The sequence below is a fragment of the Pseudomonas sp. NPDC087614 genome (assembly GCF_044743485.1).
GTDB classification, from domain to species: domain Bacteria; phylum Pseudomonadota; class Gammaproteobacteria; order Pseudomonadales; family Pseudomonadaceae; genus Aquipseudomonas; species Aquipseudomonas baetica_A.
Genome location: NZ_JBIUWN010000013.1, coordinates 52,845 through 66,049 on the forward strand (window position 1 = coordinate 52,845; position 13,205 = coordinate 66,049).

Annotated in this window: 14 protein-coding genes; 7 read left to right on the forward strand and 7 right to left on the reverse strand. The window is 60.0% G+C overall.

Annotated features, from left to right (window positions below; all coding sequences use genetic code 11):
• Positions 1-184 precede the first annotated feature (184 nt).
• The 5 genes from ACIOWA_RS07750 to hcnC all read left to right on the forward strand — a co-directional run bounded on the left by ACIOWA_RS07750 (position 185) and on the right by hcnC (position 5,101).
• On the forward strand, positions 185-1,123 hold the full coding sequence (locus ACIOWA_RS07750) for a hypothetical protein (RefSeq protein ID WP_401159113.1): 939 nt from the start codon (positions 185-187) through the stop codon (positions 1,121-1,123).
• A gap of 217 nt (positions 1,124-1,340) precedes the next feature.
• On the forward strand, positions 1,341-1,889 hold the full coding sequence (locus ACIOWA_RS07755; RefSeq protein WP_401159115.1) for a hypothetical protein: 549 nt from the start codon (positions 1,341-1,343) through the stop codon (positions 1,887-1,889).
• Positions 1,890-2,128: 239 nt separating this feature from the next.
• Positions 2,129-2,443, forward strand: coding sequence for a (2Fe-2S)-binding protein (locus ACIOWA_RS07760; RefSeq protein WP_339433832.1), 315 nt, complete (start codon positions 2,129-2,131; stop codon positions 2,441-2,443).
• Complete coding sequence (hcnB, locus tag ACIOWA_RS07765) at positions 2,440-3,849, forward strand: cyanide-forming glycine dehydrogenase subunit HcnB (protein WP_401159118.1); 1,410 nt, start codon at positions 2,440-2,442, stop codon at positions 3,847-3,849. Before ACIOWA_RS07760 ends, hcnB begins: the two co-directional genes overlap by 4 nt.
• Positions 3,842-5,101, forward strand: a complete 1,260-nt coding sequence (hcnC, locus tag ACIOWA_RS07770) for a cyanide-forming glycine dehydrogenase subunit HcnC (protein ID WP_339433830.1) — start codon at positions 3,842-3,844, stop codon at positions 5,099-5,101. Before hcnB ends, hcnC begins: the two co-directional genes overlap by 8 nt.
• 112 nt (positions 5,102-5,213) lie before the next feature.
• On the opposite strand, the gene ACIOWA_RS07775 is transcribed toward hcnC, so the two are convergent.
• A complete protein-coding gene (locus ACIOWA_RS07775; protein ID WP_339433829.1) occupies positions 5,214-7,022 on the reverse strand; it encodes a monovalent cation:proton antiporter-2 (CPA2) family protein in 1,809 nt (602 codons plus the stop codon).
• A 250-nt stretch (positions 7,023-7,272) separates the two neighbouring features.
• On the opposite strand from ACIOWA_RS07775, the gene ACIOWA_RS07780 reads away from it, so the two are divergent.
• Positions 7,273-8,187, forward strand: coding sequence for a LysR family transcriptional regulator (locus ACIOWA_RS07780; RefSeq protein WP_339464557.1), 915 nt, complete (start codon positions 7,273-7,275; stop codon positions 8,185-8,187).
• On the opposite strand, the gene ACIOWA_RS07785 is transcribed toward ACIOWA_RS07780, so the two are convergent.
• The 5 genes from ACIOWA_RS07785 to ACIOWA_RS07805 form a co-directional block, all read right to left on the reverse strand.
• Positions 8,177-8,944 carry a substrate-binding domain-containing protein gene (locus ACIOWA_RS07785; protein ID WP_339433827.1) on the reverse strand — a complete coding sequence of 256 codons (768 nt, stop codon included), beginning with the start codon at positions 8,942-8,944 and terminating at the stop codon, positions 8,177-8,179. The two genes, ACIOWA_RS07780 and ACIOWA_RS07785, sit on opposite strands and share 11 nt — an antisense overlap.
• A gap of 13 nt (positions 8,945-8,957) precedes the next feature.
• Positions 8,958-10,250 carry an MFS transporter gene (locus ACIOWA_RS07790; protein WP_339433826.1) on the reverse strand — a complete coding sequence of 431 codons (1,293 nt, stop codon included), beginning with the start codon at positions 10,248-10,250 and terminating at the stop codon, positions 8,958-8,960.
• 219 nt (positions 10,251-10,469) lie between these two features.
• Positions 10,470-10,760, reverse strand: coding sequence for a M48 family metalloprotease (locus tag ACIOWA_RS07795; protein ID WP_401159121.1), 291 nt, complete (start codon positions 10,758-10,760; stop codon positions 10,470-10,472).
• 11 nt (positions 10,761-10,771) lie between these two features.
• Entirely contained in the window at positions 10,772-11,014 is a 243-nt protein-coding gene (locus ACIOWA_RS07800) for a hypothetical protein (protein ID WP_339464555.1), read from the reverse strand.
• Positions 11,015-11,037: 23 nt separating this feature from the next.
• Positions 11,038-11,550, reverse strand: coding sequence for a LemA family protein (locus ACIOWA_RS07805; RefSeq protein WP_401159124.1), 513 nt, complete (start codon positions 11,548-11,550; stop codon positions 11,038-11,040).
• Positions 11,551-11,689: 139 nt separating this feature from the next.
• Between ACIOWA_RS07805 and ACIOWA_RS07810 the strand changes: the two genes are divergently transcribed.
• A complete protein-coding gene (locus tag ACIOWA_RS07810; protein ID WP_339433822.1) occupies positions 11,690-11,995 on the forward strand; it encodes an RcnB family protein in 306 nt (101 codons plus the stop codon).
• A gap of 9 nt (positions 11,996-12,004) precedes the next feature.
• Here the strand turns inward: ACIOWA_RS07810 and ACIOWA_RS07815 are convergent, their stop codons facing one another.
• Positions 12,005-13,084: a diguanylate cyclase domain-containing protein gene (locus tag ACIOWA_RS07815; RefSeq protein ID WP_401159126.1), complete on the reverse strand. Its 1,080-nt coding sequence runs from the start codon at positions 13,082-13,084 to the stop codon at positions 12,005-12,007.
• Positions 13,085-13,205 lie beyond the last annotated feature (121 nt).

Here is a 13,205-nt window from a genome sequence, read left to right on the forward strand (position 1 = left end):
AGTGCCAATGCATAAAACCCGTACAAAAATCCCTTACTTTGCAAATTGCAATGCCCTGAGAAGTTCATCTTTTATAAGTAATTGAAAATAAAGAATTTATTTGTTGTTGGTGAATGGCACGGTCACTGCAATTCCCGTTGTGACCAGTTGTAACACCATTTTTCATGCCTGGAGCAGAACAACAATGAATAGATCCTCTGATGGGCTTTATCCTGCCTACGAACAGTCCAGCAGCGTTTCAGGTGTGTCCTGGGGCGCGATTTTCGCAGGTGCCGCGGCGGCCGCGGCCCTGTCGATGATTCTGGTGCTGCTGGGCTTTGGTTTGGGTTTCTCTGCCGTTTCACCGTGGGCCGGGGAGGGCGTCAGCGCCAAGGGCTTGGGCATTTCGACCATCATCTGGTTGGCGGTGACGCAAATCATCGCTTCCGGCATGGGCGGTTATATTGCCGGTCGCCTGCGGGTGAAGTGGGCAAACATGCACGGTGACGAGGTTTACTTTCGTGACACCGCCCATGGTTTCCTCGCCTGGTGTGTGGCAACGCTGGTGACGGCGATCCTCGTGGTCGGTTCGGTCAGCAGCGTCATCAGTGGCGGCGTGCAAGCCGGTGCCAGTGTGGCAAGTGGCGCCGCCAGCGCCATGACCCAAGCGGCCGGTACTGCGGCGGCAAACACCAACAGCAATCAATATGGCTACTTCATTGACAGCCTGTTTCGTGATGATCGCCCAGCCTCCGTCAGCGATGACGCGGCGCACGGCGCCGTGGCGCGGATCTTCGCGCAAAGCCTGGCCAACGGTCAGCTCAGTACCGAAGACCGTACCTACCTTGCGCAACTGGTCGCACAACGCACCAACCTGACTCAGGCCGATGCCGAGCGCCGTGTCGATGAGGTCTACGCCCGTACCCAGAAAGCTCTTGCCGACGCCAAAGTCAAAGCTCAACAAGCCGCCGACACCGCCGCCAAAGTCGCTGCCTGGACGTCGCTGTGGTGGTTCATCGCGCTGCTGGCCGGTGCGTTCTTCGCCAGCCTCGCAGCCACGTTCGGCGGCCGCCGCCGCGATGCGGTCGAGTACGTTGAAGTCGACACGTACGCCACCACTACCACACTGCCCCCAGTCCGTTAAAAAGGGAGAATCACCATGCGCTCACTTCTGCTGTTTTTCCTCGGCGTACCGATCCCGATCATCATCCTGATCGCGCTGTTCGTGCACTGATTGCTTGATTGAGGCTTATGCCTGGGCCGCTTCCACCTTCGGGTGGCAGCGGCTTTTTGCTTTCTGGGTGACCAACGGTGAGAATCGCCGGCGGAAGTGGATTGGCCGCTTTCACTGTCAGTTAAGGATGAGCTCGTTGGACAAGAAGGAAATCAAGCGGCAACTGGTCGAGATGCTCGACGCTGGCCGCTCCAAAACCGAAACCTTCAAGGCGCTCTCGGGTGGGAAGGTCAAGGATCGGGTGTTGGCTGCATGGATTGGCGGACGGCCTGACCCCGCTCTCAGAGAGCGTCATTCACTCAAGGTCACGATTCTGGTGGTGCTGACCTGCATTCAGGCATTGATCGGCGCCTTTGCCGGGTTCTTCCTGCTGTATGAAGTCAGTGCGGGTATGGCCCTGATAGTCATGCTGTTGGCGGGCGGCATTCCCTTGTTGTTCGCGTGGGGCTTCTACAAGAACATTGCTGCGGTTTACACCGTCTACGTGATCCTGACGATCAGCCAGTTGTCGCGCATGTTCAAGGGCTTCGATGAAGACCCGGTGTCTACCCTGATCGGCGTTGGCATCACCCTGGCGATAGTGGGCTACGCGGCCTGGCTGAAAACGCGGCTGTTTCCGGACCTGGGATTCATCGGTGCGAAAAAGATCAAAGGGCAGTTCGTCTTCTCCAACTGATCGTTGAACAATCCGACTGCTTTCACTGGCCTGGATCAATATTTTTCCTGGCGATTTCGCCTAACTTAAATGATCCAGGCCTTTGCTGAGCAATGAACTACATTGCTTGTCGCGCACCTCGCTGTGCTGACGAAGTATCCGCGTCGACGCCCTATTCACAGAAAAAAACGCGTCGACACGGTGTAGTGCAGCAAGGAGCTGACACAACCTCAACCGAACCTTCACGGATGAACACCGCAATGCACTGCCTAGAACGAACCTTTGATATCCAGCCCTTGGCCCAAGCGGATATGACCGTCCACATCAACGGCCAACCGATCACCGCCGCCATCGGCGAAACCGTCCTCAGCGTTATTCAATCCCTCGGTGTGCGCCAGATTGCACGCAACGATCATGACCAGATCAGCGGCGCCTACTGCGGCATGGGCGTGTGCCAGTGCTGCCTGGTGAAAATCAATGGCCGGCACAAACGCCGTGCCTGTCAGACCGTGGTGCGTGACGGCATGCAGATCGAAACCCAGGTCAACCGCATCGCCGGGCAGGAGGTCGTATGAGCCTGCAACCGGTCATCGTCGGCGGTGGGCCGGCGGGAATGGCAGCGGCCATCGAACTGGCGCGCCACGGGGTGCGCTGCACGTTGCTCGAAGAAGCTTCGCGCCTGGGCGGTGTGGTCTATCGCGGCCCGCTGCGTGATGGCGTGCAACTGGATTATCTGGGGCCGCGTTACGCCGAAGCGCTGGGCAAACTGCACGGCGAATTCCAGGAGCAAGCCGGCCTGATCGACGTGCGCCTAAACCATCGAGTGGTCGGCGCCGAGGGCACCCGTGCACTGGTGGTGCTGGATGGCGACGAGCAACTGCACGAGATCCACTACCCGCAATTGCTGCTCGCTGCGGGTTGCCATGAACGCAGCGTGCCGTTTCCCGGTTGGACGCTGCCGGGAGTGATCATGCTTGGCGGCCTGCAATTGCAAATCAAGAGTGGTGTGGTCAAGCCGCAGGGGCCGGTGGTGATCGCCGGCACCGGGCCGTTGCTGCCGCTGGTGGCGATTCAGTTGCACGCTTCTGGCGTGAAGGTTGCGGGGGTGTATGAGGCTTGTGCATTCGGCAAGATCGCCCGCGAGAGCCTGGCGCTGCTGAACAAGCCGCAACTGTTCCTCGACGGCTTGAGCATGCTCGCTTACCTGAAACTACACGGCATCGCGATGAATTACGGTTGGGGCGTGGTCGAAGCCCACGGCGAGGGCGAACTGAAAAGCGTCAGCGTCGCCCCGTACTCGGCCACTTGGGAGCCGGACATGTCCCGCGTCGAGCGCTTTGAAGCCAAGACCCTGGCGGTCGGCTACGGATTCATTCCACGCACCCAACTCAGCCAGCAAATGGGCCTGGAGCACGGCTTCAGTGACGACGGTTACCTGCGCGCCAACGCGAACATCTGGCAGCAAAGCAACGAACCGCATGTGCATCTGGCCGGCGACATGGGCGGCATTCGCGGTGGTGAGGCGGCAATGCTCGCCGGCAAGATCGCCGCGACGTCGATCCTGCTGCAACGTGGTGTCCTCGACGAGGAACTGGCCCGCGTGCGCCGTGATCGTTATCTGGGCAAACTCAAAGCCATCGTGCGTTTCCGTGCGGCGGTGGATCGTTATACCGAACGAGGCGTCGGCCAGACCGCGCTACCGGCTCCAGACACCGTGATCTGCCGTTGCGAGCACGCCACCCGTGCCGACATCGATCGTGCGCTGGAGCAGGGTGTTCAAGACATCGCCAGCCTGAAAATGCGTACCCGCGTAAGCATGGGCGATTGCCAGGGGCGCATGTGCGTCGGCTATTGCAGTGACAGACTGCGCCAGGCCACCGGGCGCAAGGACGTCGGTTGGCTGCGCCCACGTTTCCCGATTGACCCGATCCCTTTTTCCGCTTTTCAGAATATCGGCACGGAGGCCGCTTCCCATGAGTAAGTTCTATGACGTGGTCATTGCGGGTGGCGGCGTAATCGGGGCGTCCTGCGCCTATCAATTGTCCAAACGCAAAAACCTCAAGGTCGCGCTGATCGATGCCAAGCGTCCGGGCAACGCGACCCGCGCTTCGGCCGGCGGTTTATGGGCCATCGGTGAGTCGGTAGGGCTTGGCTGCGGGGTGATTTTCTTCCGCATGATGTCGGCCAACCGCAAGCGCGAAACCCAGGGCGCGGCGGTGGCGGTGGACGCCAGCACGCCGCACATCCTGCCCGAATCGTTCTTCGATTTCGCCTTGCAATCCAACGCGCTTTACCCGGCGTTGCACCGCGAGTTGAAGGACAACCACGGCATGGATTTCAAGTTCGAGAAGACCGGGCTGAAATTCGTGATTTATGACGACGAGGATCGGCTCTACGCCGAACACATCGTCGGCTGCATTGCGCATCTGGCCGATCAGGTGCGCTGGCTTGATCAAGCCGCACTGCGCGAAGCGGAACCGAGCGTCAGCCATGAGGCGCGAGGGGCGCTGGAGTTTCTCTGCGATCACCAGGTCAGCCCGTTCCGCCTCGCCGATGCCTACATGGAAGGCGCGCGGCAGAACGGTGTGGACATCTACGTCAACACCAACGTCACGGGCGTGTTGCACCACGGCACCCGCGTGACCGGCGTGCAGACGACTGAGGCGGGTGTGTTCCACTGCAAGACGCTGATCAACGCGGGCGGCGCCTGGGCGGCGGATTTGAGTGAGTGGGCGACCGGTATCCGCATCCCGGTAAAACCGGTAAAAGGCCAGATTCTGCTGACCGAGCGCATGCCGAAGATCCTCAACGGTTGCCTGACCACCAGCGACTGCTACGTGGCGCAAAAGGACAACGGCGAGATCCTGATCGGTAGCACCACCGAAGACAAAGGCTTCGATGTCACCACCACCTACCCGGAAATCGCCGGGCTGGTGCAGGGCGCGGTGCGCTGCCTGCCGGAGCTTGAGGACGTCAATCTCAAACGCACCTGGGCGGGGTTGCGTCCGGGGTCGCCCGATGAGTTGCCGATCCTTGGGCCGATGCGCGGGGTGGAGGGCTATCTGAATGCCTGCGGACATTTTCGCACCGGCATTCTGACTTCGGCGATTACCGGTGTATTGCTGGACAAACTGGTCAACGATGAGCCCTTGCCGCTGGACATCACACCGTTTCTGGCGGATCGGTTTGAAGTGGCACCAGTCGAGCCAGCGCTCGAATTAGAGATGGCCTGACCTAAGCAAGCCAGTTCCCACAGTGATCGAGTCGTACCAGCATTCTGTACACGACGCGAAACCCTGTGGGAGCGGGCTTGCCCGCGATGGCGGCCCGCGCGGCGCCTGATTCTCAGGCCTGGCGCGATTCTTCTTCCAACTGATCCGATTCAAACAAGCGTGCCAGTTCTGCCCGGGCTTCCTGGGCGGTTTGCAGGACTTTGGCCGCGTCGTCGTAGACCGCGTGTTGCGCCTCCAGCACCTGTTCGTCGTGGTGCTTGAAGCGCTTGATCCGCGCATCGGCCTGAGCGTGTGTCAACCCAAGACCGACCAACGTGCGCCGGCTCATTTCCAGGCTCGAATAGTAAGTCTCTCGAATCGCTTCAGCGCCGATATCCACCAAGCGGTGCACATGCTGACGGTTACGCGCCCGGGCGATGATCTTCATGTGCGGGTAGAGCTTGCGCACGACTTCGGCGGTCTTGATGTTGGTGTCCGGATCATCCGTGGCAATCACGAAATATTCCGCCTCGCCGACCTTGGCGGCGTTGAGGATTTCCGGGCGCATCGGGTCGCCATAAAACACCGGCACGCCGCCGAAACTGCGCGACAGTTCGATGGTTTCCACCGAGGTGTCCAGCGCCACGAACTTGATGTTCTGTGCCCGCAGAATCCGCGCCACGATCTGGCCCATCCGGCCCATGCCCGCGATCACCACGCGCGGTGCATCGGTTTCGATTTCACGGAATTTTTCCGGCACCTCCACCGGTTGCACTTTGGGGCTGACCAGTCGTGCGCAGACCAACAGCAGCAACGGCGTCACCGCCATCGACAGGGTGATGGTCAGCACCAGCAAGTCATACAGGCGCGGCTCGAACAGGCCTTGATCGCGGCCGATCTTGAACACCACAAAGGCAAATTCACCACCGGCCGCCAGGACGATGCCGAGACGAATGGCACTGATCTTGTTCAAGCCTCCGGCCAGACGGCCCACCACAAACAGCAACGGCAGCTTCAAACCGATCAGCAGCAGCGTCAGGCCCAATACCGTGAACGGCGCGTTCAGCAGCAGACTGAGGTTGGCGCCCATGCCCACACTGATGAAAAACAGCCCGAGCAGCAGGCCTTTGAACGGTTCGATCTGCGCTTCCAGTTCATGGCGATACTCCGAATCCGCCAGCAGCAGGCCGGCAAGAAACGCTCCCAACGCCATCGACACACCGACCAGATCCATCAACCACGCCGTGCCGATCACCACCAGCAACGCCGTGGCGGTGGACACCTCCGGCAACCCGGTTTTCGCCACCACACGGAACACCGGACGCAACAGGTAGCGCCCGCCCACCACCACCACAGCGATCCCGCCGAGCACCTGTAACGCGTGATTCAGACTCTCGGCACTGCTGGTGTTTTCGGCGCTGCCGGCGAGCATGGGCACCAGCGCAATCAACGGGATCGCGGCGATGTCCTGAAACAGTAAAATCGCAAACGCCAGGCGCCCGTGAGGGCTGGTCAGTTCCTTGCGTTCAGCCAGGCTTTGCAGGCCGAACGCGGTGGACGACAGCGCCAGGCCAAGGCCCAGCACAATCGCGCTGTTGAGCGGCTGACCGAAGACCGAAAGCGCCAGCACGCCAATCACCGAAGCGGTCAGCAGCACCTGCGCCAGACCAACGCCAAACACCGATTTGCGCATCACCCACAACCGTCGCGGCGACAACTCAAGGCCGATGATGAACAGCAGCAACACCACGCCCAGTTCCGAGATATGCGCAACGCTTTGCGGATTGCCGATCAGGCCCAGCACCGACGGGCCGATGATCACCCCGGCAAGCAGATAACCGATCACCGCGCCCAATTGCAGGCGCTTGGCCAGTGGCACGGTAAGTACGGCGGCGAACAGAAACACGACAGCAGCTTGCAACAGATTGCCTTCATGGGGCATTGAATGACTCCTGACAGCGGTACGGCGGGGGCGACAAGGATAAGGTCTAGGCAGACCTCCAATCCACTGAAGATCCACTGTGGGAGCGGGCTTGCTCGCGAAAGCGGCGGGTCGGTTGAACGAAATGTCAGTTGACACACTGCCTTCGCGAGCAATCCCTTCTCTCGGGGGAATCTTCGTGAAGCCTGTAATAATTTGCATCAATTGGTTACATTCATAGCCTTTGTGAATCAATCGTCCGAGTTCCGCCATGGCCATCAACTTCGATCTCAACGACTTGCAAGCCTTTCGCGCCGTGGTCGAGCAGGGCAGTTTCCGCAAGGCCGCCGACACCGTACGTCTGTCGCAACCAGCGCTGAGCCGGCGCATCGAAAAACTCGAAGACGCGCTTGGCGTAAAGCTGTTCGAACGCACCACCCGCAAAGTCAGCCTGACCCAGGCCGGGCGCGGTTTCATGCCCAGTGTCGAGCGTTTGCTGGATGATCTCGACGTGGCGTTGCTGGGGATCAGCGAAGTTGCCTCGACCCGATTGGGCCATGTCACTGTCGCCTGCGTGCCGTCCGCCGCTTACTACTTCATGCCGCGGGTGGTTGCCCGTTATCACCAGCAGTTCCCGCGAATCAAAGTCAAAGTGCTCGATTCCAGCGCCCATGACGTCCTCAGCGCAGTGGTCAACGGCGAGGCGGATTTTGGATTGAGTTTTATGGGCACGCAGGATGCCAAAGTCGATTTTGAACCGCTTGTGCAGGAGTGCTATGTGGTTGCCTGCCGGCGTGATCATCCATTGGCCGGACGCAACAGCGTGACGTGGGATGAGTTCTATCGGCAGGATTACATCTCGCTGGACAAGACGTCCGGCAATCGCTTTCTGCTCGATCAGGCGTTGAACGGTGTGGTGGCGCAGCGCCAAAGCATCTGCGAAACGCGGCATGTGACGACAATGATTGGTCTGGTGGAGGCCGGTCTAGGAGTGGCGGCGGTACCGATGATGGCGCTTCCGGGGCCGGATCATCCGATCCTGACGCGGGTGCCATTGACCGACCCGCAAGTGATGCGCAGTGTCGGTATCCTCAAGCGCCGGGGTCGCACATTGACCCCGGCGGCGTTGGAACTGGAGCGGCTGGTGGTGGAAATGAAAGTCCAGCCGCCAACGATCAACGCTTGACCGAATCCATCCCGGTGGCCTGCACGTCAGCCTGGGCGGCCGGTGCGGCGAGGTAGGCGAGTAGCGCCTTGGCTTCTTGCGGATGCTGTGCGCCGACGGGAATGCCGGCGGCAAATCGTGTGACCGATTGCACCGACTCAGGAATCCTGGCCACAAAACTCACCCCCGGCACCGGCAGCAATTCGCTGACCTGCTGAAAGCCCAACTGATAATCGCCCCTGGCAACGACCGAGCCCACCGGGATTTTCGTGATCATCTTCGCTTTTGGTTTCAGTTGATCTTCGATGCCCAGTTTCTTGAACAACTGCTGCTCGATGTATACGCCGCTGGCGCTGTCGGAGTAGGCCACCGACTGTGCATCGAGCAGGGTTTTCTTCAGGCCTTCGACGCTGCTGATGTCCGGTTTCGGCGCGCCCTGGCGCACTGCCAGGCCGATCCGCGAATCCGCCAGCTCAACACGTGACGCTGGGTCGACTTTGCCCTGTTTGATCAAGTCGTCGAGGGCGTAGCCGACCATGATCACCACGTCGGCCTGTTCGCCGCGCGCCAGACGATTAGGGATCGCCTCCGGGGACTTGCCCATCGACGGGCCAAGGGTGGTGTCGAGGGTGTTGCCGGTGGCCGCCGCGAATTTCGGCCCGAGGATTTTGTAGGCGGCGGTGAAGCCGCCCGAGGTCATCACGCGTAGCTCTTCGGCCTGCGTCAGGGCGCTGAAAGCGAGGAGGGCGAAGGCGGTCAGGGTGAACAGTTTTTTCATCGGGAAACGCTCCTTAAACGACGGCAGGTTGCAGGCGACCGCCAGCGCGGCGATACAGATAGAGGGTGGCGCACAACGCGCACAGTGCACCGATGCTCATCCAGTAACCCGGCGCGGCTTTGTCGCCGGTGTACTGGATCAGGAAGGTCGACATCGCTGGGGTGAAACCGCCAAAAATCGCGGTGGCCAGGCTGTAGGCCAGAGAGAAACCGGCGACGCGCACCTCCACGGGCATGATCTCGGTGAGGGCTGGAATCATGGCGCCGTTGTACATCCCGTAGATAAACGACAGCCACAACAGCGACAGCAACATGTGGCTGAAACTCGGAGCGTGCACCAGGTAGGACAGCGCCGGATAAGTCGTGGCCAGCGCCAGCAGCGACATGGCGATCAGCAGCGGACGACGGCCAATGCGGTCGGACAGCATGCCGCCAACCGGCAACCAGAAGAAGTTCGACACGCCCACCAGCAAGGTCACCAGCAGTGCGTCGGAGGTGCTCAGGTGCAGCACGGTTTTGCCGAAGGTCGGCGCGTACACCGTGATCAGATAGAACGCGGTGGTGGTCAGGGCGACCATCAGCATCCCGCCGAGCACGACGCCCCAGTTCTGACCGAGGGTGCGGAACACTTCGCCCATGCTCGGACGGTGTTTGCGCGCAGCAAACGCTTCGGTTTCGGCCAGGTTACGGCGCAGCACAAAGATGAACGGCACGATCATGCAGCCGACGAAAAACGGAATGCGCCAGCCCCAATCGGCAACCACGTTCGGCGCCATCCAAGCGTTCAGCGCGTAGCCCAGCGCGGCGGCAACGATGATTGCCACTTGCTGGCTGGCCGACTGCCAAGCGGTGAAAAAGCCTTTGCGACCGGGCGTGGCGATTTCGGACAAATAAACCGAAACCCCGCCCAATTCGGCACCGGCCGAGAAGCCTTGCAGCAGCCGTCCGATCAACACCAGTGCGGGGGCGAACAGGCCAATGGTTTCGTATCCGGGCACCAGCACGATCAATATCGTGCCGCTGGCCATGATCGATAGCGTAACGATCAACCCTTTGCGGCGACCGACGTCATCGATGTAAGCACCGAGCACGATGGCCCCCAGTGGGCGCATCAAAAAGCCTGCGCCGAACACTGCAAAGGTCATCATCAGAGAGGCGAATTCACTGCTCGCCGGAAAGAACACCGCCGCGATCTGGGTGGCGTAGAAACCGAACAGAAAGAAGTCGAACTGTTCGAGGAAGTTGCCCGAGGTCACCCGGAAAATGGCGCCGGCCCGCGAGCCGCCGTGTGGGATTGAGGCTGTCATGACAAAGTACTCCACCGCTTTTATGACGTGCGCTACGGGGAAGCGGCGCACGGTTTTTATTGGGGTGGATAGTGGCGCAGGTGTAACAATCTGTTAATTGCATTGTTGGTATGGATTGATGCGCAAAGCGGATCAGTCAGGGGCGCTGAACCGCTCTGGGATCTGGCTTGCCAGCGATGGCATTCGTTCCGCCAATCAATCCATTGAACCTGTCGGCCTCTACTGCTGACCGTTTGCTTGCTCAGCGGCATTGCGAACGGTGAAGCTGCCATCCCAGTGCGGATCAATCCGCCGGATGCGCTCGTTCAGGTCCGGGTGGGTAGCGAAGAGGCGACTCAGCGGGTTCGAGACGCCCACGCTGAAATACAAGTGACTGTACTCACCGGCTCGGGCAGCACTGATAGATGAACCCTGCGCGCCGATTTTTTTCAGGGCGCCGACGATGCTCTGCGGATTGCGCGTGAATTGCACCGCGCTGGCATCCGCCAGGAACTCGCGTTGGCGACTCACTGCTGCCTTGATCAGGCTGCCGAAAACATTACCGATAAATCCGGCAACACATACACCGCAGGCACGAGGGTACCTGAGGCAATCGCCATGAGCGCATCCAGCAGGCTGCCGGTGCCGCTCAGGTAATTTTCGAAACCATAGAAGACGAAGGGCAGGCTGGTGAGGACTGTCAGAGCCAGCAGCGACAGGATCATCAGGTTCACCAAGCGTGTCGTCTGGCGTCTGGCCCTGCGTTGATTTTCAAAAAAATTCATGGGCCGTCCTTGGGTAACGAGGGTTAGAAAGAGACTTTCGGGGCGACCTTGATGGCCAGCGTGTCAGCAAATTTCAGCGGAGCTGCATCGGTACCATGATCGAAACCGGTTGCCAGCAGCACCGCAGGGAAACCCTGTTTGAGGGTGTTGTAGGTCATCACCGCATCGTTGTAAGCCTGTCGCGCAAAGCTCACTTTGTTTTCGGTGCTGCTCAGCTCTTCACTGAGTTGCTGCATGTTCTGCGAGGCCTTGAGATCGGGATAGGCCTCCAGCGTCAGGTTCAACCGACCCACCACGCCGCTGAGCGTGCTGTCCGCCTGGCCTAACGGCTCGATGCTTTTTGCGTTGCCCGGTTGCGCTTGCGAGGCCTCAAGTACGGCCACTGCAGCGTTGCGCGCAGCGATAACCGTTTCGAGGGTTTCGCGTTCGTGGGCCATATAACCCTTGGCAACGGCCACCAGATTGGGGATCAAGTCGTAACGGCGCTTGAGCTGGACTTCGACTTGGGCGAAAGCATTTCTCGAACATCCTGCCATCCTGTGGGAGCCTGGCTTGCCTGCGATCGCGTCCCGACGGACAACTACAATCCCCCTGCCAGCCCCGACAAAAAACAAGGAATGATTCCAGCACCGCGCAGTCGGAGTTCAGGTATCAGACATCTCAGGAGGTTCACCGATGAACAGCAAAACCCTAATCGCCAGCCTGGCCCTCGTCGCCGGCATCGCCGGGATCAGCCCAGTCGTTCAAGCGGCGCAAACCTCAAGCGAACCCGCCGTGCAATCTCCGGTCAGTGATCGCGAGTTGAAGGTCAATGATCGTGCCCCAGACGTTTATCAGCGCAGCGAGAAAGCCCTCGACTGGAAAGCCAAGGGCCTGAAAAAACCGGTCGATCAGGCCCAGTGGGTGCAGATCAATGACCAGTACGTCATGGTAATGATCACCAACGGGACCATTGTCGAGATGAAACCGGTTCCGCGTTAAACCCAGGATTCAAAAGCCCTGCGCCTTTAGACGCGCAGGGCTTTCCTCGCCCAACCGATACTGATTATTCCCGCTGCGTTTGGCCTCATACATCGCCAGATCGGCAATGTGCAGCAACCGATCCATCGCCGTCGCATGATCGGGAAACACCGCGACGCCAAGGCTGGTACCGATATGGCGCTGGTCGTTGCCGATGCTGATCGGTGGGGACAGTTCGATGAAGATCTTCTGGCAGATGCTGCGGGCTTCGTCCTGCAGGTTGATGCCGGGTGCCAGGCCTTGCAGGATCACCACGAACTCGTCGCCGCCGATGCGCGCGACGGTGTCGCTGGCGCGCAGGATGCGTTTCAGACGAGTGGCGGTGGTGATCAGAACCCGGTCGCCGGCAGCGTGGCCGTACTGGTCGTTGATGGTTTTGAAACCGTTTAGGTCGACGAAGACCAGTGCCACCCGCGTGCCGCTCTGGCGCGCATGGTCCAGCGCTTCGCAGAGCCGTTCTTCAAGCACCAGCCGATTGGGCAGACCGGTCAACGGGTCGAAGTGGGCGAGGTGTTTGAGGTAACTGGCCGAGGCTTTTTCTTCGGTAATGTCGCGCACTACGCCCATCATTTTGATCATCGCGTCGTGTTCATTACGCACCACATTGCCGGTTTCCCGGAGCCAGCGAATCGTGCCGTCAGGCCAGACCACGCGATATTCCTCGTCGTGGTTTTCACCGGTTTCCAGGCAACGCAGTTCGCCGGCGCGCACCCTGACGCGGTCGTCCGGATGCACGCAGGAACAGAACAACGCGTAGGAAGGCGTCACTTCGCCGATGTTGAACCCGAACATGCCGTAGATCGCGTCCGACCAATACAACCGATCGGTGTCGACCTCCCAGTCCCAGGTGCCGATGCGCGCAAAATACTGGCTGCGCTTGAAGCGCTCGACGTCGCCGTCCTGATGAATGTTCTGGCCATCGACGGCGCGGGTCAGCAGCTCACGGTAATCGTCGAGTTGCTGGAGCAAACCGCGTTCGCGCCAGATTAGCAGGACGATGACGGCAAGCATCACCGTGCCGATGGCAAGACTGATCAAGAGCTGAGTCATTTGGGCGCTGCCAGCATGGCAAGTCGATCCGGGAAGTAATGGCGGTTGGCTATGTTAAGGGTTCATCACTCGGTTCGGATACCACGTTGATCGTCACTGACGGCTTGCCAATACCCGGCAA